Below are 21,222 nucleotides of genomic sequence, written 5' to 3' on the forward strand. Positions count from 1 at the left end.
GACCGACGGGAAATCAGGTGATCGTCCCGGTCGTGGAGTGGCATGCTCGCGGCCATGACAGTCCGCGGCGCGCGTCCCAGTCTCTACATCTCGGTCGATATCGAGGCCGACGGACCCATCCCCGGGCCGTACTCGATGATCAGCTTCGGGGCCGCCGTGGCGGGGCGGCAGGACGGGGCTTCGTATACCGCCGCCGATCCGGAACGGGACACCTTCTACCGGGAGTTGCGGCCGATCAGCGAGGCGTTCGTGCCGGAGGCGCTCGCGGTCAGCGGCCTGGACCGGGACCGGCTGCTGCGCGAGGGCGCCGAACCGGCCGCCGCCATGGCGGAGTTCCGCGCGTGGGTGCGGGCGGTCTCGGCGGGGGCCCAGCCGGTGATGTGCGCGTACCCGGCCTCCTTCGACTGGACCTTCCTGTACTGGTACCTGATGAACTTCGGCGGCGACAGCCCCTTCGGCCACTCGGGCTGCCTGGACATGAAGACCCTCTACGCGGCCAAGGCCCGGGTCCCGCTCCGCGCCGCCGTCAAGGGACGCATGCCGAGCGAGCTGCTCTCCCGGCGGCCGCACACCCATCACGCGCTGGACGACGCGGTCGAGCAGGCCGAGCTGATGAGCAACCTGATGGCGTGGGTGGCGCCCGTCCGCTCCCCTCTGGTCACGCATCTCGACTGGGGCCGCATGGAGGTGGAGGGCCTCCCGGCCGGGAAGGACTTCGTGCTGTACCCGGGTGGTGGCCGCTCCTGGGACTGGGGCGAGCACGGCACCCGGCACGAGCCCGGCATCCAGCCCGCCGACGTGGCCGAACTCCTCGACCGGGGCTGCACGGTGGTCGTCCTCAGCCGCGGGATGGAGCTGCGGCTCGGCGCCATGCCGGACGCGCTGCGGATGCTCCGGGACGCCGGGGTGGAGGTGCACGTCGAGGAGACGACCGCCGCGGTCGCGCTCTACAACCGGCTGGCCGCCACCGAGCGCGTGGGCGGGCTCTTCCACTCGACCTGCTGAGGGGGCGACCCCGTGGACCGCGCCCCTCAGCCGGGCAGCTCCGGCAGGAGTTCGCGCAGCGGGGTGCGGGCGCCGGAGGTATAGGCCGCGCGGAAGGCCTGCGGGGTGAGGCGGGTGCGGACCGTGTGCTGGACGCGGGGGGCCGGGGCCGCGCGCGGGCGGGTGCGGGAGACCGCGCCGAGGAGGCGGGCGGCTTCGGCGTAGCGGCCCTGGTCCGCCTCCAGTTCGGCGAGGAGCTCCACCGAGAAGGCCTGCCCGAGCGTGTCGTCCAGTGCGAACTGGGTCCGCAGCGCGCTCAGCAGCTCGCCCCGGGCCCGTGCCGGGCGGCCCGCGTGGCGCTGCACCAGGGCGTGGGCGTAGCTCAGCCAGGAGCGGGCCCACAGATCGCCCGGGGCCGGGGAGTCCCGCGGGCCGCGCTGTGCGGCTTCCGGTGAGCCGCCCTGCGAGTCTTCCGGTGAGCCGCCCTGCGAGCCGTCCGGTGAGCCGCCCTGCGAGCCGCCCGGCCGGCCGTCCCGCGGGTCCTCCTCGACCGGGACCGCGGCCGGGTCCGTACGGGCGACCGCCAGGGTGTGTGCGGCCCGCAGGGCGTGCCGGCCGGGGCCGAACCCGGGATCCACCGGCAGGAGTTCCAGGCCCTCCCGGTATTCCTCCGCGGCGGCCTCGTACCGGCCCTCCCACAGCGCGATCGTCCCGCGCAGGTGCGCGAGGTACGCCAGGCAGGTGTCCTCCCCCTCGTACACGGCCGCGGTCCACGCCTCCACCAGCAGCGGATCCGCCCCGTCCGACTCCCCGAACGCGGCGACCAGCCAGGCCGCGAGCCACAGCGCCCGGGCGGGCCGGGGCGCGGGATGCACGGCCAGGGCCCGTTCCACGTGCCGGCGCCCCTCCGCGGCCATCCCGCAGGCGGTCCACAGGAACCACAGGGACACCGCGATCTCCAGGGCCGCGCCCGGCCCTCCCGCTGCGAGCGGGTTCATCGCCGCGCGCAGCTCGGGAAGTTCCCGCAGCGCGAGGGCGCGCGCCTCCCGCTGCGCGCCGGCGCGCCACAGCCGCGCGGCCCGCTCCGCCACCACCCGGGAGCGTTCGCGGTGGCGCCGGGCCGTCGTCGCGCCGTCCCCGGCGGGTCCGTGCGCGAGCCGCCGGGCCGCGTACGCCCGTACGGACAGCGGTAGCCGGTAGCGGCCCTGACCGGCGTCCGCGAGCAGGCCCGGGGCCAGCCGGAGCAGCGCCTCGACGGCGGTGTCCGGGGTCAGTGCCCCGAAACCGCAGACCTCGGCGACGGCCGCCCGGTCGAAGGATCCGGCGAAGACGGAGAGCCGCTCCCAGAGCAGGCGTTCGGCGGGCGAGGCCAGCCGGAGCGAGCGCTCCGCGTCGCCCCGGGTGCTGCGGCCGGCGCCGCCCGCGAGGAAGCCCAGCGGGTCGGAGCCGAGTCTGCGGAGCGCCTGCGCGGGCGCGTACTGGTGCGAGCGCCCCGCCGCGAGCTCCAGTGCGCCGGGGATCCCGTCGAGCGCCCGGCACAGCGCGGCCACGGCGGCCGCGTTGCGGTCGGTCAGCTCGAAGAAGGGGTCCGCGCCGCGCGCCCGCTCCTCGAAGAGGCGTACGGCCGCGTAGCCGGCGACGTCGGCGACCGGGAACCGCCGCGCGGGCTCGGGCTGACCGTGCCCCGGCGGGACCGGCGGCGCCGGGGCCAGCGGCTGCACGGAGGGCGCGGTCGGCACCGACAGGGGCGGTACGGCGAGCACCGCCTCCCCCGCGATCCGCAGCCGCCGCTGCGAGGTGGCCAGAATCCGTAGCCCCGGCAGCCGCAGCAGTTCGGCCGCGAGCCCCGCTCCGGCCTCCCCCAGCTGTTCGCAGCCGTCGAGCACGAGCAGCGCCGCACGCCCCGCGAGCCGTTCGGCGAGCTCCGCCGCGAGACCTTCCCAGCACCGCTCGGGCAGTGCCGCGAGGTCCGCCCAGACGACGTCCAGGCCCTCGCTGTCGCCCAGGGTGCGGACCGTGCGCACCGCGAGCCGGGTCTTGCCGATGCCGGCCGGTCCGGTGAGTGTGACCAGGCGTTCCGTGGCGAGCAGGGAGGCGAGGGTCGTGAGCTCCCGCTCCCGCCCGATGAAGCTCGACAATTCGGCGGGCACCGCCTGCCGCACGCCCGAGCCGGCCTCCCCCACACGTCCTCCCGCGAATGTCCGAAACGTGCGCACCGTCATGTGGTCAACAGTTGAACGCACAAAGAGAGATGATCGGCTCATCATCCCGTTGTTCCGCCACCGACCGGGAGAACCACCAAGGGGAGGGTATGAACTCGGCCATTTCCGCCATCGACGACACGGACCGGGCACTCGTCCACGCGCTCCAGCTCGCACCCCGCGCGAGCTGGGAGCTGCTGGGTCCGGTGCTCGGCGCCCGCCCGGACACCCTGGCGCGCCGCTGGGAGCGGCTCACCGGGTCCGGCGAGGCGTGGCTGAGCGGACTCGGCCTGCGCACCGGCGTCACGAAGCCCTGCATGGCGTGGGTGGAGGTCACGTGCACCGCGGGCACCTCGCCCTCGGTGGGGGACGCGCTCGTCGCGGATCCGCACGCCCTGGGGGTCGAACACACCACCGGGAGCAGGGACCTGCTCGTCTTCGTGGCCGTACCCGACCTGCCGACGCTGTACTCCTACCTGTCCTCCCGGGTGCAGCGAATCCCGGGCGTGGTCGGCACCCGCACCTCGATGGTGACGGCGGTGCACTACGCCCCCGACCGCTGGCGCCTGGACCAGCTGACCCCGGGTCAGATAGGCCTGCTGACCCGGCGGACCCGGCGGACCCGGCGGCCGGCTTCCGCGGCCCAGGACCGGCCGGCGGTGGCGCCGCTCCAGGCGGAGGACCGGCCGCTGGTCCTGGCCCTGGCCTCGGACGCGCGGCGCACCGTGGCCTCGCTGGCCCGGGAGTTCGCGATGAGCGAGACGACCGTACGGCGCCGCCTCGCGCGGCTGGAGGGCGGGCAGAGCCTGCGCTACAGCTGCGCGCTGGCCTCCGGGCTGTCGGGATGGCCGGTCTCGGCGACGCTGTGGGCGGAGGCCTCCGAATTCGAGCTCGCCGACTGCGCGGCGGTGGCCGCGGGGCTGCGCGAGACCCGTATCTGCATGTCCGTCAGCGGCCCCTGGAACTTCATGATCAGCGCCCGGCTGCGCACGGTGGAGGACCTGTCCCGCTACACGGCGGAGCTCACCCGGCGGCTGCCGGGCCTGCGCGTCACCGACTCGGCGGTGGCCCTCCAGGTCCGCAAGACGGAGGCCCAGGAACTGGACCGCCGCGGCCACCGCGTGCGCACGGTCATCCCGGACATCTGGTCGGCCCCGGTTTCCACCGACACGGCCTGAGCCGCTCGACGGGGATCGGGGGGCGAATCCAGCCTCGCCGGCGTTTGAGGCGCGGGGTCCGGGGCGGAGCCCCGGGATCCTCGGCCGAAGCCAGCCCGCACCCCACCGCACCGAAACGCGTACGGCGGTGCGGACGCCAACCCCGCAGTGGGTGACGTACGCACCGCCGTATCCCGCGCACGGGCCGGGCAGAGCCCGCTCACCGCACGCCGACCGGGGCCGGGACCAGCCCGGTCAGTGCACCAGTACCGGATCCGGGGCGGCCGAGGCCGCGCCCTTCTTGGCACCGAGGTGGTTGAAGGCCAGGTTCAGCACGATGGCCACGACGCAGCCGGTGCTGATGCCGGAGTCCAGGACGACCAACAGGTCCTCCGGGAAGGCGTGGTAGAAGCCGGGGGCCGCGATCGGGATCAGGCCGATGCCGAGGGAGGCGGCGACGATCAGGGCGTTCTCGCCCTTCTCCATGGCCGCGCCGGCCAGGGTCTGGATGCCGCTGGCGGCCACCGAGCCGAAGAGGACGATGCCCGCGCCGCCGAGGACCGGCAGCGGTACGACTCCGATGACGGAGGCGGCGATGGAACACAGGCCCAGCAGGATCAGGATGCCGCCGCCGGCCGCGACGACGAACCGGCTGCGGACCTTGGTCATGGCGACCAGACCGATGTTCTGCGCGAAGGCGCTGCACATGAACCCGTTGAACAGCGGGCTGAGCGCGCTGCCCAGGGTGTCGGCGCGCAGGCCGCCCTCGATGGTCTTCGCGTCCGCCGGGCGGCCGACGATCTTGCCCAGCGCGAGGATGTCGGCGGTGGACTCGGTCATGCACACCAGCATCACGATGCACATGGAGATGATGGCGGCGACCTGGAACTGCGGCGCCCCGAAGTGGAACGGCGTCGGGAAGCCCACGAAGTCGGCGTTCCTGACGGCGTCGAAGTTCGTCATGCCCATCGGCAGCGCTATGAGCGTGCCGGCGACCAGGCCGAGCAGGATGGAGATCTGCTGGAGGAAGCCGCGCAGGAACTTGCGCATCAGCAGGACGATCGCGAGGGTGACGGCGGCCATGGCGATGTTCTTCATCGAGCCGTAGTCGGTGGCGTGACTGTTCCCGCCCTGCGACCAGTTGAAGGCCACGGGCAGCAGCGAGACGCCGATGAGGGTGATGACCGTACCGGTGACGACCGGCGGGAAGAACCGCACCAGTTTTCCGAAGTACGGGGCGGCGAAGAAACCGAGGACTCCGGCGACGATGATCGCGCCGAAGATGATCGGGATGGCGTTGTCGCCCTCGCCCTTGCCGATGGCGATCATCGGGGTCACGCCGGCGAAGGAAACGCCGTTGACGAAGGGGAGTTTGGCGCCGATCTTCCAGAACCCGAGGGTCTGGAGGAGGGTGGCGAGCCCCGCGGTGAAGAGGGAGGCCCCCATCAGGAAGGCGGTCTCGGTGGCGGAGAGGCCCACGGCCGGGCCGACGATCATGGGCGGGGCCACGACACCCGCGTACATGGCGGCCACGTGCTGGAGACCGCTGGTGAACATTTTCAGCGGTGGCAGGGTCTCGTCGACCGGGTGCTTTCCCCCCGGGTCCTGCGAGACCTGCGGTACTGCGACTGCGTCTTTGCGAAACCTGGGCGCCTGGGCCACGGCTTCCTCCGAACTGTTTAACACGCCGGCAGGGACGTGATGTGTCTGGGAGGTGATGCGAAAGCTGTGCGAGTCGAGCCTGTATGGAGTTGTGGTGCTGCGAATGCTTGTCCCAAGGGGTGCGGAAACGATTCGCCCGAGTCGTTCCACGCAAGGGCGGCAGAGGGCCGCCGGTAAGGAAGTCAAAGAGGGCTGGAGGTGCCGTAGCAGTGGCGCGGTACACGAGCCGCGGGGCCGGTGGCACGATTCACCGCTCCCGGGGCGCCCTCGGAAAAACCTCGGGCGCTACCCGGGAACAGCTGCCGCGGACCCCGCTCGGGTCCGCGGCCGCCGGCCGGGGGCCGTCCCCCCCGGCCGGACTCCGTGGGATCAGGCCTGCGCGGAGATCCGCGCCAGGCGCTGGGCCTCTTCGCGCGTGGACACCGCGATGGCGTCCTCGTCGGCGAAGAGCAGACGGTTGTTCTCGACGATCTGCTTGCCGTTGACGAACGACGCGGTGACCGGGGCCGCCGCACCGAAGACCAGCGCCGTGACCGGGTCGGCGATCGAGGAGTGCAGGAGGGTGTTCAGGTTCCAGAGCACCAGGTCGGCGCACTTGCCGACCTCCAGCGAACCGATGTTCGAGGCGCGGCCGAGGACCTGGGCTCCACCGAAGGTACCGAGGCGCAGGGCCTGACGGGCGTTGAGCGCACGCTCGCGGTGGACCGGGTTCAGGCGGTTGATCAGCAGCGCGTTGCGCAGCTCGGTGTGCAGCTCACCGGACTCGTTGGAGGCGGTGCCGTCCACGCCGAGGCCGACCGGGACACCGGCGGCGAGCATGTCCGGGACGCGGGCGATGCCGGCGGCCAGACGGGCGTTGGAGGACGGGCAGTGCGCGACACCGGTCTTGGTACGGGCGAACGCGGCGATGTCGGAGTCGTTCATGTGGACGCTGTGCGCCATCCACACGTCCTCGCCGAGCCAGCCGGTCGACTCGAAGTAGTCGGTCGGGCCCATGCCGAACAGTTCCTTGCAGAACTGCTCTTCCTCGACGGTCTCCGAGCCGTGCGTGTGCATGCGCACACCCAGGCGGCGGGCCATCTCGGCGCCCTGCTTCAGCAGCTCGGTGGAGACCGAGAAGGGGGAGCAGGGGGCGACGGCGACCTGGGTCATCGCGTCGAAGGAGGCGTCGTGGTACTTCTTCACGGTCGCCTCGGTGTCCGCGAGGGCACCTTCGAGGGTCTCGACCGCGTGGTCCGGCGGCAGGCCGCCGTCCTTCTCGCTGCGGTCCATGGAGCCGCGGGCGAGGGTGAAGCGGACGCCCATCTCGGACGCGGCGCGGATGATCGACCCGGAGAGGTCGCCCGAGCCCTTGGGGAAGACGTAGTGGTGGTCCATCGCGGTGGTGACGCCACCCTTGGCCATCGCGGCGAGGGAGCCCTGCGCGGCCGTGAACGTCATCTGCTCGTCGATGCGCGCCCACGTCGGGTACAGCGCGACCAGCCAGTTGAAGAGGTTGTGGTCGGTGGCCAGACCACGCGTGATCCACTGGTAGAAGTGGTGGTGCGTGTTGACCAGACCGGGGGTCACGAGGTGCCCGGTGCCGTCGATGCGGCGGACGACGTTCTCGAGGTTCGCGGGGGCCTTGCCCGCACCGACGAACTCGATCTTGTTACCGGCGAGCACCACGTGACCCGAGGCGTACTCGGTGTCGTTGGCGTCGACGGTCGCAATCGCACAGTTTTCGATGACGATGCGCTCTACGGCGCTGTCATTGGCTGCCGATGCTGCCATGGGACTTCCTCGTGCTTTCAGTGGCGGTGCGGGCACGGCAAAACCCAGGGGATTTGAGTGCCGGAGCCGGGGGCCTTGACAGCTGACAGTACTGCCGCCCCGTGTGGTGCGTCCGGGTGCCGATTCAGGAAGTTCAAAAGTGTTGAAAAGTACCGACAGGTGTCGCGCCGCCCCGGGGCCACTGCGGAGCCCCGGGACGCGCGTGCCACATCAGAGGTTGGTCATGTCCACGGGGATCTGGGCGTCTACGCCGTCGCGGAGGACCGTCGCCTCGATCAGACCGTAGGGACGGTCCGCGGCGAAGTACACCTCGTTGTCGTTCTTGAGACCGAAGGGCTCGAGGTCGACGAGGAAGTGGTGCTTGTTCGGGAGCGAGAAGCGAACCTCGTCGATCTCCGAACGGTGGTTGATGATGCGCGAACCCATCTGGTACAGGGTCTGCTGCAGCGACAGGGAGTAGGTCTCCGCGAAGGCCTGGAGCATGTGCTTCCGGGTCTCGGCGTAGGACTTCTCCCAGTTGGGCATCCGCTGCTCGTCATCCGACCAGTTGAAGCGCCAGCGAGCCGAAACCTGGGTGGCCAGGATGCGGTCGTAGGCCTCCTTCAGCGTCGTGTACTTGTCCTTCACGTAACCCCAGAACTCGGAGTTCGTGGAGTTCATGACGACCAGGTCCTTGAGGCCGGAGATGACCTCCCAGTTCTTGCCGTCGTACGTGATCTGGGTGACGCGGGTCTCCATGCCCTCGCGGACGAAGGAGTGGTTCACCTCGTCGGAGCCGATGAACTTGGAGTTCGCGTCCGAGGTCGCGATCCGGGACCAGGAGTACTCCTCGATCCGGATGCGGGCCTTCTGGATCGGCTCCTGGCTGTTGACGAACCAACGCGCCAGGTGGATGCCGAACTGCTCGGCGGACTCGATGCCGTACTCCTTGGCGAACGCGTACACCGTGTTCTTGGTGGTGTCCGTCGGCAGGACGTTGGCGTTCGAGCCGGAGTAGTGGACGTCGTCCATGTCGCCGGAAAGGGCGACCGAGACGTTCAGGTCCTTGATGTGGTGGGTGTCGCCGTCCCGCGTGATCTTGACTACGCGGTTCTCTGCTTTGCCGTACTGGTTCTGGCCCAGAATGGTGGCCATGCTAGCTCCCTCGGTAAACGGAGTAGCCGAACGGGTTGAGCAGCAGCGGTACGTGATAGTGCTCGCCCGGGTTCACCGCGAAGGTGATGGTTACCTCGGGGAAGAACGCACCGCTGTCCCTTACGCGGGGGGCGTCCTGCTGTGCCTCGGCGGCTTGCTTCTTGGAACTGTGCTTACTCACGAAATACGTCTCGGTCTCGAAGTCGAGGCGCACGTGGGTGGTGCCCTCCGGCAGCGCCGGCAGGTCCTTGCAGCGCCCGTCGACATCGGTGGCGGATCCGCCCAGGGCCGCCCACTCGCCGCCCAGACCCGTACGGGCCGACAGGGAGATCGCGACGCCTTCGGCGGGCTTTCCGATGCTGGTGTCCAGGATGTGCGTGGACACCGACGCGGTGGTCTCAGTGCTCATGCTGGGTCTTACGCTCCTTCTACGGTTTCCACGAGACGGGTCAGGCGAATCCGGTTGATCTTGACGAGCTCGCCACGAGCGATTTCCCGCTCCTGTTCCGGCGAGTTCTCGATCCGGACCTTGACCGCGTCCCGCATGAACTCACCGGTCGCACCGGTGGCGCAGATGAGGAAGACGTGGCCGAACTTCTCCTGGTACGCCAGGTTCAGTTCGAGGAGCTCGGTCTTGAGCTCCTCCGAGGCACCGGCCATGCCGCGCTGCTCGCGGGCGGAGGTCGGGTCTCCCGGCTTCGGCCGGCCGATCGGCGCGTGGCCGCCCATCGCCTCGCCCAGGTCCTCCGCGGTGAGCTCGGCCATGGCGGCCTCGTTCGCGGAGAACAGGGTGTCGACGGTGGTGAAGGGGCGCTGGGCGAGCAGCTTGCTGCCCCATGCCGAGCTGGCACACACCTCGTGCAGCTCGGCCGTGGCCTCGCTGTCGTCCAAGGCGTTGAACCGGGTAAGACCCGGGGTCGGACTCGAAGTCACGGTAGGCCTCCGTGGCCTGTTGTTGCTTTGACGGGCTGCGCATAGCTAACGCCCTCGACAACACGGCGTCAACACTTTGTTGAAACTTCCCGTACACAAAAGCCGCCGCCCGGGTGAATTGGGCGGCGGCTCGTCACGGTGAGTCAATCAGGATTCACTCTTGGTGGGTCCCGGCGGCCCCTTTGGGGGCCTCACCGGAGCCCTTCGGAGTGCTTGAGTCCCTGTTCAGGTAGTTGTAGACCGTGAAGCGGCTTACGCCCAGGGCCCCAGCGACCGTTTCCACGCCGTGCCGGACCGAGAAGGCGCCGCGCGCCTCCAGTATCCGTACGACGTCCTGCTTGGACTTCCGGTCGAGCTGGGACAACGGTACGCCGTGCCGGCGCTCCAGCGCCGCCAGGATGTGGTCCAGCGAGTCGGAGAGCTGCGGAAGCCGTACGGCCAGCAGGTCCTGACCCTCCCAGGCGAGCACGACGTCGTCGGGCTGGGCCAGGGACGGATCCATCAGCTCACCGCCCATCGCGTCCACCAGCGGCTTGATCGCCGCGACGAACGGATGATCCCTGGGCTCGGTCATGGCGTGTCCTCCCCGGTCCCGATCACATTGACCTGGAGCGAGACGCGCGTGGCTCCGGCCTCCAGGGAGTGCCGCAGGAGGGCGGCGACCGCGGTCAGCACCGCCTCGGACTCCCCCTCGGCCGTGTTGCCGAACGGGCCGACATCCACCGCGTCCAGCTGGGCCGTCTGGATGACCTCGCGAGCGGCTACGGCATGGGCGGGGGCCTCTTCTAGATCGAAGGGCTCGGTCGTGAACTCCACTCTCAATCGCACGACGCTCAAGCTACCTGGCAGTCCCGACTTTTCGGGAGGCAGCACTTGACAACCGGGCCGCCCTGCTTGCAGTCTTCCATCAGGCAGAAACTAACTTCCGCAATACGGAAGGAGCGCACACCCCTCATGGGATACACGGACCAGCGCTTCGATGTAAATCTTTCGATCCTCTTCACGGAACTCCCGCTCCTGGAGCGTCCCGCGGCTGCTGCCGCAGCGGGCTTCACGGCGGTCGAGCTGTGGTGGCCCTGGATCGAGACCCCCACCCCCGCTCAAGAGGAGCTCGACGCCCTCAAGACCGCTCTTGAGGACGCCGGCACCCAGCTGGTGGGCCTGAACTTCTACGCCGGCCAGCTGCCGGGTCCCGACCGCGGTGCGGTTTCGGTCCCCGGTGAGGAGTCGGAGCGCTTCAACGCCAACATCAACGTGGCTGCGGACTTCGCCGCCTCGGTCGGCTGCAAGGCGCTGAACGCCCTCTACGGCAACCGCGTCGAAGGCGTGGACCCGGCCGTTCAGGACGAGCTCGCGCTGAAGAACCTGGTCGTGGCGGCTCAGGCCGCGGACCGCGTCGGCGCGATCCTCCTGATCGAGACCCTCAACAAGCCCGAGTCGCCGCTCTACCCCCTGGTGAGCGCCCCGGCCGGCATCGAGGTAGTGGACAAGGTGAACGAGGCCACCGGCCTCGGGAACGCCAAGTTCCTGCTCGACCTGTACCACCTGGCGATGAACGATGAGGACCTCTCCGAGGTCATCGAAAAGTACGCCGCCAAGACCGGACACGTCCAGATCGCGGACAAGCCGGGACGAGGTGCTCCCGGCACCGGCGAGCTGCCCCTCGAAGAGCTGCTCGACCAGCTCCAGAAGGCCGGCTACCAGGGCTTTGTCGGTCTCGAGTACAAGGCCGCCGACGCCGCCGCCGCCTTCGCGTGGCTGCCGGCCGAGGCCCGCGCCGCGAAGTAAGCGGAAAAGTCCGGGCGAACAGCCAGGCACCAGACGAACTTTTCGTACGAAGCATTAAGAGAAGGACCCTCATCATGAGCAACCTCCCCAAGATCGCATGGGTCGGCCTCGGCATCATGGGCTCCCCCATGGCCGAGAACCTCCTGAAGGCCGGCTACTCGGTCACCGGCTTCACGCTGGAGCAGGACAAGCTGGACCGCCTCGCCGCGGCCGGCGGCGGCGCCGCCGGTTCGATCGCCGAGGCCGTCAAGGACGCCGACGTCATCATCACGATGGTGCCCGCCTCCCCGCAGGTCGAGGCCATCTCCTACGGTGAGAACGGCATCCTCGAGAACGCCAAGTCCGGCGCGCTGATCATCGACATGTCGTCGATCACCCCGCAGACCTCGATCGACCTGGCGAAGAACGCCGCCGCCAAGGGCATCCGCGTCATCGACGCCCCGGTCTCCGGTGGCGAGGCCGGTGCCATCGAGGCCGTCCTGTCGATCATGGTGGGTGGCGAGCAGGCCGACTTCGACGAGGCCCTCCCGATCCTCGAGGCCCTCGGCAAGGTCATCGTCCTGTGCGGCCCGCACGGCTCCGGCCAGACGGTGAAGGCCGCCAACCAGCTCATCGTCGCGGTGAACATCCAGGCGTGCGCCGAGGCCGTCGTCTTCCTCGAGAAGTCGGGCGTGAACCTCGAAGCCGCTCTGGACGTGCTCAACGGCGGTCTGGCCGGCTCCACGGTCCTGACCCGCAAGAAGGCCAACTTCCTGAACCGCGACTTCAAGCCCGGTTTCCGGATCGACCTGCACCACAAGGACATGGGCATCGTCACCGACGCCGCCCGCAACGTCGGTGCTGCCCTCCCGGTCGGCGCGGTCGTCGCCCAGCTGGTCGCCTCGCTGCGCGCCCAGGGTGACGGTGGCCTGGACCACTCCGCGCTGCTCCGCGCGGTCGAGCGCCTCTCCGGCGCCCAGATCTGAGCTCCGCTCGGATAGGCGGCCCCCTCAGCGGGCCGCCACCCGCCCCGCTCGCGGGGCCCTGAGTTTCCGGATGGTGCCGGTGCTGACACCTGTCCTGTCGCGCCCAAGTGCCGGCACCGTCCGGATCACCTCTCCCTCTCCTTTTCTTTCTTTCAACAAACTGTTGACGTCGAGTTCATGCCGAAATTAGGCTGTTCCGCATGACGGAAGACGGATTCCGTCAGCAGTTCCCCGTACGGAAGGTCACCATGTCGAAGCGCACGCTGACGACCGAGTCTGGCGCCCCGGTCGCCGACAACCAGAACTCCGCTACCGCCGGCGTCGGTGGCCCCCTGCTGATCCAGGACCAGCAGCTCCTGGAGAAGCTCGCCCGCTTCAACCGCGAGCGCATCCCGGAGCGCGTGGTGCACGCCCGCGGCAGCGCCGCGTACGGCCACTTCGAGGTGACCGACGACGTCACCGCGTACACCAGCGCCGCGTTCCTGAACACGGTCGGCAAGAAGACCGAGACCTTCCTGCGGTTCTCCACCGTCGCCGACTCGCTGGGTGGCGCGGACGCCGTCCGCGACCCGCGCGGCTTCGCGCTGAAGTTCTACACCGAAGAGGGCAACTACGACCTCGTCGGCAACAACACCCCGGTGTTCTTCATCAAGGACCCGATCAAGTTCCCCGACTTCATCCACTCCCAGAAGCGCGACCCCTTCACGGGCAAGCAGGAAGCGGACAACGTCTGGGACTTCTGGGCGCACGCCCCCGAGGCGACGCACCAGATCACCTGGCTGATGGGTGACCGCGGCATCCCGGCGTCGTACCGTCACATGAACGGCTACGGCTCCCACACGTACCAGTGGACCAACGCCCAGGGCGAGGCCTTCTTCGTCAAGTACCACTTCAAGACGAACCAGGGCATCCGCTGCCTGTCGGGCGAGCAGGCCGCCGAGCTCGTCGGCTCCGACGCCAACTCGCACCAGACCGACCTGCTGCAGGCCATCGAGCGCGGTGTGAACCCGAGCTGGACCCTGTACGTCCAGGTCATGCCGGCCTCCGAGGCCGCGGACTACCGCTTCAACCCGTTCGACCTCACCAAGGTGTGGCCGCACAGCGACTACCCGCTGCAGCGCGTGGGCCGTCTGGTCCTCGACCGCAACCCGGACAACGTCTTCGCCGAGGTCGAGCAGGCCGCGTTCTCCCCGAACAACTTCGTCCCGGGCATCACCGCCTCGCCGGACAAGATGCTCCAGGGCCGCCTCTTCGCCTACGCCGACGCCCAGCGCTACCGCCTCGGTGTGAACCACACCCTGATCCCGGTCAACGCTCCGAAGGCCACCAAGGCCGACAACTACGGCCGCGACGGCGTCATGGCGCTGCGCAACGGCTCGCGCCACGACAAGAACTACGAGCCCAACTCGCACCAGGGTCCGGCCGAGACCGGTCTGGCGCTGGGCGCCCCGAAGGCCGTCTCCGGCTACACGGGCACCCACGAGGCTCCTGCCCACACCAAGGACGACGACTTCTTCCAGGCCGGTGAGCTCTACCGCCTGATGTCGGAGGCCGAGAAGCAGCGTCTGGTGGCGACCATCGCCGGCGGCCTGTCTCAGGTCACCCTCGAGGACGTCATCGAGAAGAACCTGGCTCACTTCCACGCCGCGGACGCCGACTACGGCAAGCGCGTCGAGGAGGCCGTCCGCGCCCTGCGCGACGCCTGAGCCCACAAGCTGCGCCGGGATTCTGACGGGAGGTCAGGATCCGGGTGCTGAGCCCACACCGCGGACCCGGATGAGGGGTGGTACGCGGTGAGGGCAGGACGAGGACCGTGGCGAGCGTGCGAGCCAGTGCGGTGGTAATGGGTTCCGAGGCCCGTCTCTTGACCTGAGGGAGACGAAGCCGGAGTTCTCGTCGCCGTTCGCCACGGTCCCAGCCAAATTCACTCCTCTATATACAGGGGCCACGCACAGAGCCCCCTGTATCTGGAGGAGCACCTCCCCCACCCTCTCCGCCCGGCGGTGCGAACGGCCTCTCCTGGACGCCGTCCTCACACCGCCGCGCGGGCATCGGGCCGGCTGCGCCGGCCTCCGGCCGTCGGGTTCCGCCCGACGCCACCACAACTCCGCCCGGCGGTGCGAACGTCCTGTCGCGCCAGCCTCGTACCGTCGGGCGGTAACAAGCAGCACACACCCAAAGAGCCGAGTCACGGACGGTCCCGTGACTCGGCTCTTTGTCGTGCCGGGGGTCCTGGCCCGGTCCTACGGAAGCAGGGCCAGGGCCTCCTCGAGGTTGTGCTCGGCGATGCCCTGCATGAACTCCCGGTCGGGGAAGTCGCCGTCGAGGAGGCGTAGCGGGCCCGCCACCAGGGAGAGGCGCATCGCCAGCTCGTAGAGGGCGAGTCGCCGCGGGTCGAGGCCGGGGCGGGCCAGGGCCTCGTAGCGCTCCTGGAAGCGGAGCCGGAGGAAGACGTGCTCCCACTCGACGTCGAAGTACATGAGGCCCTCGATGTCGATGAGGACCGCTTCCCCGTCCTCGGTCACCAGGACGTGGTCGGGGCCCAGTTCCCCGTGGATCAGTCCGTGTTCGGTGCGCGGCGCCACCAGTGCCCGAAGGGTCCGGAGGCGGTCGTCGAGCCGGCCGCGGGCCGCCGCGATCCTGCTGTCGCGGCCCGCCGCTTCCCCGAGGTCGCGCAGGGCGCGGTCGAGGACCAGCTGCTCGCAGGAGCCGCCGAGAGCGGTGCCTCCCCGCTCCAGCAGGTCCACCCTGCCGTAGCGGGGGGCCCGGCGGCTCTGCATCAGGTCCAGGGTCCGGGCCAGGTCGGTCAAGGCCTTCCGCGCGGCCGCCGGGTCGGTGTCGAGGAGCGCTTCCAGCGTGCCGCCGGGGACGTCCTCCACCACCGCCACGTCCGCCGCGTACCGCTGCCGGCTGCCGTCCGCCAGCAGCAGCCGGGGTACGCGGGCCCCGAGCTCGCGCAGCAGCCGCTGCGCGGCCAGGAAGGGCTCCAGTCCGGAGGCGGGCGCGAAGGGGTCCGTTCCGTCGGTCCCCTCCCCCGCGGTGGCGCCGGGCCAGAAGTTCTCCTCGTCCGCCCAGCTGTAGACGATCACGCTCGGCGTCCCGGCCCCGGCGAGCCGGACCCGGTAGACGCCCTTCTTGCTCCCCCCTCGCAGGCGCTGCACGCCGGCGATCCGCCGCGCCCCTCCCAGTGCGTCCCGCACCACTCCCGACAGGTCCTCGGCCTCCGCGAATCTGCGCATCGGGCGAATCTATACGGGGCTGCGCCGCGCGGGCGTGCCGTCTGGTGGAACGGGGGCGGGACCTGGGGCCCGTAGGGGACGCGGAACGGCCCCCGTTCCTCCTGGAGGAGGGACGGGGGCCGTTCGGTGGTGCTAGACCAGCCTGGTGGGACTAGGCGGGCAGGGTGTTGCGGAGCGCGGTCGGGGCGTGGCTCAGCTCGGTCGCGACCTCTTCGAACTCGGTGACGTCGCTCATGTCGACGGTCTTGCTCATCGAGATGTTGGTGATGCGCTCGAGGATGGCCTCGACGACGACCGGGACCTGGTGCTCCTGGGCCCACTTCTTGGCCGTCTCGAAGGCCTCGCCCAGCTTGTCCGGGTCGGTGACGCGGATCGCCTTGACGCCCAGGCCCTCGGCGACCTTGACGTGGTCGACACCGTAGACACCCAGCTCGGGGGTGTTGATGTTCTCGAATTCGAGGTTGACCTCGAAGTTGATGCCCAGGCCGCCCTGCGCCTGACGGATCAGACCCAGGTAGGCGTTGTTCACGAGGACGTGAACGTAGGGGACCTTGTGCTGGGCGGCGACCGCCAGCTCCTCGATCATGAACTGGAAGTCGTAGTCGCCGGACAGCGCGACGATCGGGGTCTCCGGGTCCGCGGTGGCGGCACCGATCGCGGCCGGGATGGTCCAGCCGAGGGGGCCGGCCTGGCCACAGTTGATCCAGTTGCGCGGCTTGTAGACGTGCAGCATCTGCGCACCGGCGATCTGGGACAGACCGATGGTGGTGACGTAGCGGGTCTCAGGGCCGAACGCCTTGTTCATCTCCTCGTAGACGCGCTGCGGCTTCATGGGGATGTTGTCGAAGTGCGTGCGGCGCAGCAGCGTCGCCTTGCGCTCCTGGGCGGAAGCGGCCCAGGCGCTGAAGTCGGGCAGCTTGCCCTCGGCCTTGAGCTCCTTGGCGATCTCGACGAAGAGCTCCAGGGCCGCCTTGGCGTCCGAGGCGATGCCGAAGTCCGGGGCGAAGATCTTGCCGATCTGGGTCGGCTCGATGTCGACGTGGACGAACTTGCGGCCCTTGGTGTAGGCGTCCAGGTTGTAACCGGTGTGACGGTTGGCCCAGCGGTTGCCGATGCCGAAGACGAAGTCCGACTCGAGGAACGTCGCGTTGCCGTAGCGGTGCGAGGTCTGGACACCGACCATGCCGGCGGCCAGCTCGTGGTCGTCCGGGATGACGCCCCAGCCCATGAGGGTGGAGATGACCGGGACGTTCGTCAGCTCGGCGAACTCGACCAGCAGGTCGGAGGCGTCGGCGTTGATGATGCCGCCACCGGCGACGATCAGCGGGCGCTCGGACTCGAGCAGGAACTGCAGGGCCTTGCGGGCCTGGGCGCGGGTGGCGCTCGGCTTGTAGACCGGCAGCGGCGAGTAGGTCTCGGGGTCGAACTCGATCTCGGTCAGCTGGACGTCGATCGGGAGGTCGATCAGGACCGGGCCCGGACGGCCGGAGCGCATCAGGTGGAAGGCTTCCTGGAACACGCCCGGAACCTGGGCGGCCTCCAGAACGGTCGTCGCCTTCTTGGTGACCGGCTTGGCGATCGAGGCGATGTCGACGGCCTGGAAGTCCTCCTTGTGGAGCTTCGAGACCGGAGCCTGACCGGTGATGCACAGGATCGGGATGGAGTCCGCGATCGCGGAGTACAGGCCGGTGATCATGTCGGTGCCGGCCGGGCCCGAGGTACCGATGCAGACGCCGATGTTGCCGGCCTTGGCGCGGGTGTAACCCTCGGCCATGTGCGAGGCACCCTCGACGTGGCGGGCCAGCGTGTGGGCGATTCCGCCCACGTTCTTGAGCTCGCGGTAGAACGGGTTGATCGCAGCACCGGGAACGCCGAACGCTTGTTCGACACCCTCAAGCTTGAGGATCTCCACTGCAGCGGCGGCGGCTGTCATACGAGGCATCGAGTTCTCCTGCGGGTCTGGCGGGTCAGGCTTTTCCGTAATCCGGAAGTTTTGTTCTGCTATACGGAACAAGCTAAGCGGGGACTCCCCGCAACGTCAAGGCGGTACGGCACCCCGGAACCCACCAAAAGCGACGTCCTGGGCAGTGAGTTGTACGAAAAACCAGGGCTCGACCGAAAATCGAGGGTCCGCCCACCCCTGCGGTGGCAGGTGGTGGACCATGGGCCTACGCACAGCGACGAAGGGGGTCCGGTTCTGATGGCGGATGCGGTACCGGTGCGCTGCCCGGCGTGCCTGCGCGAGAACGGCTACGCCGCCCCGGTGTTCCCCTGCGCCTGCGGTAACCCCGTCGTCCCTCCCCTGGACCTGGCGTCACCGCCCCGGGAGCTGACCCACCGCACGTGGACGGACAGCTGGGTCGCGGTGCGGTGCGGGGCCTGCGGCCGCGAGGGTGAGTGGCCGCATCCGGAGATGGGGTGCTCCTCCTGCGGGACGGTGGTGCTGGTTCCGGTGCATCCGCTGGAGCCGGTGGGCGGGACGGCGAGCGGGATGGTGGGCGGGATTCCCTCCGGCGGGGACGTACGGACTTCCCCCCGCGCGGCGAAGACGCCCGGGCCGGCGGCGGGCCCGCAGCCGGCTTCCCCTGCCCCCTCGGCGCCTCGGGCTTTCCCGGGCGCCCCGGCTTCCCCGGGCGCCCCGGCTTTCCCAGGCGCCCCGGCTTCCCCGGCCGCCCCGGACCCCGCCGTGCCCCGTCCCGCCTTCCGGCCCCTGACCATCCGGACCGCCCGGGACGCGGTGGTCACCGCGGCCCTGTACCTGCGCTGGCTCGGGTTCCAGGACGTGCGCCAGCCCGACGGCCGGCCGCTCCCCTCGACGGCGGTGGACCTGCGGGCCCCCGGCCTGGTCGCCCAGGTGGACCCGACCACGGCGCCGGCCGGGCTGCGGGCGGTGGAGTGCGTCTGGCTGAACGGGCTCACGGCCTGCGCGACCAGCGTCTACTTCTCGCTCGCCGGATATACGCAGGACGCGCGCGCCCGCGCGGACGACCTCGGGATACCCCTCTTCGTCATGGACCTCACGGGCATGCCCCAGCCGGTCAACGACCCGGCGGAGGACCTCCTCGCCATGGGGGCCTAGGCTCTGGGGGTATTACGCGTGTTTGCCTGCCGAGTGCCGAGGAGAGCTTGATGAGCCTGTACGACATCCCGCTGACCACCCTGTCCGACGAGCCCACCAGCCTCGCCGCGCACAAGGGCAAGGCGATCCTGCTCGTGAACACCGCATCGCAGTGCGGTCTCACCCCTCAGTACTCGGGTCTGGCCCGCCTCCAGTTCACGTACGAGGAGAAGGGCTTCACCGTCATCGGCGTGCCCTGCAACCAGTTCGGCGGCCAGGAGCCCGGCAACGCCGACGACATCCAGACGTTCTGCGCGGCCGGCTTCGGAGTCACCTTCCCGATCCTGGAGAAGTCCGACGTCAACGGCGAGAACCGCCACCCGCTCTACGCGGAGCTGGTGAAGTTCCCGGACGCCGAGGGCGAGGCCGGTGACATCACCTGGAACTTCGAGAAGTTCCTGATCTCCCCCGCCGGCGAGGTCGTGGGCCGTTTCCGCCCGCGCACCGAGCCCGAGGCCGCCGAGGTCATCGCCGCGATCGAGGCCCAGCTGCCGGCCTAGCACCGCCTGATCACCGAGGGCCGAGGGCCGGTACGGGGCTGCGCGCGCAGCCCCGTACCGGCCCTCGGCCGTTCGCGGAGGCCGGGGGTCAGTTCACCTGCCGGTCCTGACCCGACCAGTACGGCTCGCGGAGCTTGAACTTCTGGATCTTGCCGGTGGCCGTGCGCGGGATGGCGTCGCGGAACTCGACCGACGTCGGGGCCTTGTAGCCGGCCAGTCGCTGCTTGCAGTGGGCGATGATGTCCGCCTCATGGACGGCCTCTCCATCGGCTCCCCCGGCTCCCCCGGCTCCCTCGACAAGGACCACGAGGGCCTTGATCGTCTCGCCCCACTTCTCGTGCGGCACACCGATGACGGCGACCTCCGCGACCGCCGGGTGGCTGAAGATCGCGTCCTCCACCTCGATCGAGGACACGTTCTCGCCGCCGGTGATGATCACGTCCTTCTTCCGGTCGGAGATCGTCAGATGGCCGTCTTCCTCGTCGACGGTGCCGCCGTCACCCGTGTGGAACCAGCCGTCCCGCAGTGCGGCCGCGGTCTCCTCGGGCTTGTCCCAGTACCCCTCCAGTACGACGTTCGACCTGGCCAGTACCTCGCCGTCCTCGGACACCTTCAGCTTGACCCCGAGCGCGGGCAGCCCCCCGCGCGCGAGCTTGTGCGCCCGCTCCCCGGCCGGCAGCTCCGCGTCGGCCGGTCGGATCCGGTTGAAGGTGAGCAGCGGCGAGGTCTCGGTCAGGCCGTAGATCTGCGTGAACTCCCAGCCCAGCTCCTCGCCCATCCGCTGAATCGTCCGGCTCGGCGGCGGGGCGCCCGCGCAGACGACCCGTACCCGGTCGCGGCCCGGGATCTCGCCCTCCCAGCTCGCCGCCGCGTCCAGCACGGTGTTCCACACGGCGGGCGCTCCGCACATCAGCGTGACCCCGTGCTCCTCGACCCGGCGCAGGATCTCGGCGCCGTCGACCTTGCGCAGCACGACCTGCTTGACGCCGAGCCCGGCCATCACGAAGGGCATGCCCCAGCCGTTGCAGTGGAACATCGGGAGCGTGTGCATGTAGACGTCACGCTCCCAGACCCGGGTGTGCAGGCCGAAGGTGAGGCCGTTCACCCAGATGTTGCGGTGGGTCAGCTGCACCCCCTTGGGGCGGGCGGTGGTCCCCGAGGTGTAGTTGATCGTCGCCGTCGCGTCCTCGTCCGGGTGCGACCAGGGGCGCGGCTCCACCCCGAAGCGCATCAGCGCCGCGTCCGTCTCCGGCCCGAGGACGAAGCGGTGGCGGGCCTTGACGCCCGACAGCGCCTCGTCCAGTTCGGGGTCGACGAGCAGCACGGAGGCCCCGCTCTGCCGGACCACGTACTCGACCTCGTCCGGCTTCAGCCGGAAGTTGACCGGTACGCAGACGCGCCCGCTCATCGGCACCGCGAACAGCAGCTCCAGGAGCCGGGCGGAGTTGTGGCTGACCACCGCCACGCGCTCGCCCTCACCGACCCCCAGCGCGTCGAAGCCCGCCTGCCAGGCCCGTACGCGTTCGCCGAGCCTTCCGTAGGTCGAATCGGGGACCGGTGGAGCGGGCTGATCCGGCTCGTCCACCACGCCCGGACTGGACGAGAACCCCAGCTCGGCCCGGTCGAGGAAGTCCGTGACGGTCATGGGAATCCGCATTGCTCTCTCCTAGGTCCCTGATCCCGAACAGCTGCCTGGCTGACGCGCCGCCGCCTCCGTCCGTCGGTGGTCGAGCGGCCCGCCACGAACGAGAACGATCGCGGGTGATCT

18 protein-coding genes are annotated in these 21,222 nt (G+C 70.0%); 7 read left to right on the forward strand and 11 right to left on the reverse strand.

Features of this window, described 5'->3' with window-relative positions:
* Positions 1 to 54 precede the first annotated feature (54 nt).
* The gene (locus OG730_RS07845) at positions 55 to 1,005 is read left to right on the forward strand and encodes an MTH938/NDUFAF3 family protein (RefSeq protein WP_327303528.1); all 951 of its coding nucleotides are present in this window, start codon (positions 55 to 57) and stop codon (positions 1,003 to 1,005) included.
* 26 nt (positions 1,006 to 1,031) lie between these two features.
* Here the strand turns inward: OG730_RS07845 and OG730_RS07850 are convergent, their stop codons facing one another.
* Positions 1,032 to 3,167 carry an ATP-binding protein gene (locus tag OG730_RS07850; protein WP_327303529.1) on the reverse strand — a complete coding sequence of 712 codons (2,136 nt, stop codon included), beginning with the start codon at positions 3,165 to 3,167 and terminating at the stop codon, positions 1,032 to 1,034.
* A 128-nt stretch (positions 3,168 to 3,295) separates the two neighbouring features.
* On the opposite strand from OG730_RS07850, the gene OG730_RS07855 reads away from it, so the two are divergent.
* Positions 3,296 to 4,363 carry an Lrp/AsnC family transcriptional regulator gene (locus OG730_RS07855; RefSeq protein ID WP_327303530.1) on the forward strand — a complete coding sequence of 356 codons (1,068 nt, stop codon included), beginning with the start codon at positions 3,296 to 3,298 and terminating at the stop codon, positions 4,361 to 4,363.
* 234 nt (positions 4,364 to 4,597) lie between these two features.
* On the opposite strand, the gene OG730_RS07860 is transcribed toward OG730_RS07855, so the two are convergent.
* From OG730_RS07860 to OG730_RS07890, 7 genes are all read right to left on the reverse strand, one after another.
* On the reverse strand, positions 4,598 to 6,004 hold the full coding sequence (locus OG730_RS07860) for a nucleobase:cation symporter-2 family protein (protein ID WP_442815182.1): 1,407 nt from the start codon (positions 6,002 to 6,004) through the stop codon (positions 4,598 to 4,600).
* A 369-nt stretch (positions 6,005 to 6,373) separates the two neighbouring features.
* Positions 6,374 to 7,777, reverse strand: coding sequence for an 8-oxoguanine deaminase (locus tag OG730_RS07865; protein ID WP_327303531.1), 1,404 nt, complete (start codon positions 7,775 to 7,777; stop codon positions 6,374 to 6,376).
* 210 nt (positions 7,778 to 7,987) lie between these two features.
* Positions 7,988 to 8,911 carry a factor-independent urate hydroxylase gene (gene pucL / locus OG730_RS07870; RefSeq protein ID WP_327303532.1) on the reverse strand — a complete coding sequence of 308 codons (924 nt, stop codon included), beginning with the start codon at positions 8,909 to 8,911 and terminating at the stop codon, positions 7,988 to 7,990.
* A gap of 1 nt (position 8,912) precedes the next feature.
* A complete protein-coding gene (uraH, locus tag OG730_RS07875) occupies positions 8,913 to 9,320 on the reverse strand; it encodes a hydroxyisourate hydrolase (RefSeq protein WP_327303533.1) in 408 nt (135 codons plus the stop codon).
* Between the two features lie 8 nt (positions 9,321 to 9,328).
* The gene (gene uraD, locus OG730_RS07880; protein WP_327303534.1) at positions 9,329 to 9,844 is read right to left on the reverse strand and encodes a 2-oxo-4-hydroxy-4-carboxy-5-ureidoimidazoline decarboxylase; all 516 of its coding nucleotides are present in this window, start codon (positions 9,842 to 9,844) and stop codon (positions 9,329 to 9,331) included.
* 154 nt (positions 9,845 to 9,998) lie between these two features.
* The gene (locus tag OG730_RS07885; RefSeq protein WP_327303535.1) at positions 9,999 to 10,418 is read right to left on the reverse strand and encodes a helix-turn-helix domain-containing protein; all 420 of its coding nucleotides are present in this window, start codon (positions 10,416 to 10,418) and stop codon (positions 9,999 to 10,001) included.
* The gene (locus tag OG730_RS07890; protein WP_327303536.1) at positions 10,415 to 10,672 is read right to left on the reverse strand and encodes a YkoF family thiamine-binding protein; all 258 of its coding nucleotides are present in this window, start codon (positions 10,670 to 10,672) and stop codon (positions 10,415 to 10,417) included. Before OG730_RS07890 ends, OG730_RS07885 begins: the two co-directional genes overlap by 4 nt.
* Positions 10,673 to 10,798: 126 nt before the next feature.
* Between OG730_RS07890 and OG730_RS07895 the strand changes: the two genes are divergently transcribed.
* From OG730_RS07895 to OG730_RS07905, 3 genes are all read left to right on the forward strand, one after another.
* Complete coding sequence (locus OG730_RS07895) at positions 10,799 to 11,632, forward strand: TIM barrel protein (protein ID WP_327303537.1); 834 nt, start codon at positions 10,799 to 10,801, stop codon at positions 11,630 to 11,632.
* Between the two features lie 74 nt (positions 11,633 to 11,706).
* Positions 11,707 to 12,597, forward strand: coding sequence for a 2-hydroxy-3-oxopropionate reductase (locus OG730_RS07900; RefSeq protein WP_327303538.1), 891 nt, complete (start codon positions 11,707 to 11,709; stop codon positions 12,595 to 12,597).
* A 248-nt stretch (positions 12,598 to 12,845) separates the two neighbouring features.
* Positions 12,846 to 14,303, forward strand: a complete 1,458-nt coding sequence (locus OG730_RS07905) for a catalase (protein WP_327309190.1) — start codon at positions 12,846 to 12,848, stop codon at positions 14,301 to 14,303.
* 537 nt (positions 14,304 to 14,840) lie between these two features.
* Here the strand turns inward: OG730_RS07905 and OG730_RS07910 are convergent.
* Together OG730_RS07910 and gcl are read right to left on the reverse strand one after the other, a co-directional pair.
* Positions 14,841 to 15,836, reverse strand: a complete 996-nt coding sequence (locus OG730_RS07910) for a phosphotransferase family protein (protein ID WP_327303539.1) — start codon at positions 15,834 to 15,836, stop codon at positions 14,841 to 14,843.
* A gap of 151 nt (positions 15,837 to 15,987) precedes the next feature.
* Positions 15,988 to 17,769, reverse strand: a complete 1,782-nt coding sequence (gene gcl, locus OG730_RS07915; protein WP_327309191.1) for a glyoxylate carboligase — start codon at positions 17,767 to 17,769, stop codon at positions 15,988 to 15,990.
* Between the two features lie 267 nt (positions 17,770 to 18,036).
* On the opposite strand from gcl, the gene OG730_RS07920 reads away from it, so the two are divergent.
* Together OG730_RS07920 and OG730_RS07925 are read left to right on the forward strand one after the other, a co-directional pair.
* Entirely contained in the window at positions 18,037 to 18,915 is an 879-nt protein-coding gene (locus OG730_RS07920) for a hypothetical protein (protein ID WP_327303540.1), read from the forward strand.
* A gap of 50 nt (positions 18,916 to 18,965) precedes the next feature.
* Complete coding sequence (locus OG730_RS07925; RefSeq protein ID WP_327303541.1) at positions 18,966 to 19,454, forward strand: glutathione peroxidase; 489 nt, start codon at positions 18,966 to 18,968, stop codon at positions 19,452 to 19,454.
* A gap of 88 nt (positions 19,455 to 19,542) precedes the next feature.
* Here OG730_RS07925 and OG730_RS07930 read toward each other — a convergent pair whose 3' ends face one another.
* A complete protein-coding gene (locus OG730_RS07930; protein ID WP_327303542.1) occupies positions 19,543 to 21,111 on the reverse strand; it encodes an AMP-binding protein in 1,569 nt (522 codons plus the stop codon).
* Between the last annotated feature and the right edge of the window lie 111 nt (positions 21,112 to 21,222).

Origin of the sequence: Streptomyces sp. NBC_01298, assembly GCF_035978755.1 — a bacterium.
Lineage (GTDB): Bacteria > Actinomycetota > Actinomycetes > Streptomycetales > Streptomycetaceae > Streptomyces.

Excerpts from the sequence above, each read along its gene's own strand:
- OG730_RS07845 (WP_327303528.1), top strand. The coding sequence starts at position 55 with ATGACAGTCCGCGGCGCGCGTCCCAGTCTCTACATCTCGGTCGATATC.
- OG730_RS07855 (WP_327303530.1), top strand. The coding sequence starts at position 3,296 with ATGAACTCGGCCATTTCCGCCATCGACGACACGGACCGGGCACTCGTC.
- OG730_RS07865 (WP_327303531.1), bottom strand. The coding sequence starts at position 7,777 with ATGGCAGCATCGGCAGCCAATGACAGCGCCGTAGAGCGCATCGTCATC.
- pucL (WP_327303532.1), bottom strand. The coding sequence starts at position 8,911 with ATGGCCACCATTCTGGGCCAGAACCAGTACGGCAAAGCAGAGAACCGC.
- uraH (WP_327303533.1), bottom strand. The coding sequence starts at position 9,320 with ATGAGCACTGAGACCACCGCGTCGGTGTCCACGCACATCCTGGACACC.
- OG730_RS07885 (WP_327303535.1), bottom strand. The coding sequence starts at position 10,418 with ATGACCGAGCCCAGGGATCATCCGTTCGTCGCGGCGATCAAGCCGCTG.
- OG730_RS07895 (WP_327303537.1), top strand. The coding sequence starts at position 10,799 with ATGGGATACACGGACCAGCGCTTCGATGTAAATCTTTCGATCCTCTTC.
- OG730_RS07900 (WP_327303538.1), top strand. The coding sequence starts at position 11,707 with ATGAGCAACCTCCCCAAGATCGCATGGGTCGGCCTCGGCATCATGGGC.
- OG730_RS07905 (WP_327309190.1), top strand. The coding sequence starts at position 12,846 with ATGTCGAAGCGCACGCTGACGACCGAGTCTGGCGCCCCGGTCGCCGAC.
- OG730_RS07910 (WP_327303539.1), bottom strand. The coding sequence starts at position 15,836 with ATGCGCAGATTCGCGGAGGCCGAGGACCTGTCGGGAGTGGTGCGGGAC.
- gcl (WP_327309191.1), bottom strand. The coding sequence starts at position 17,769 with ATGACAGCCGCCGCCGCTGCAGTGGAGATCCTCAAGCTTGAGGGTGTC.
- OG730_RS07920 (WP_327303540.1), top strand. The coding sequence starts at position 18,037 with ATGGCGGATGCGGTACCGGTGCGCTGCCCGGCGTGCCTGCGCGAGAAC.
- OG730_RS07925 (WP_327303541.1), top strand. The coding sequence starts at position 18,966 with ATGAGCCTGTACGACATCCCGCTGACCACCCTGTCCGACGAGCCCACC.
- OG730_RS07930 (WP_327303542.1), bottom strand. The coding sequence starts at position 21,111 with ATGCGGATTCCCATGACCGTCACGGACTTCCTCGACCGGGCCGAGCTG.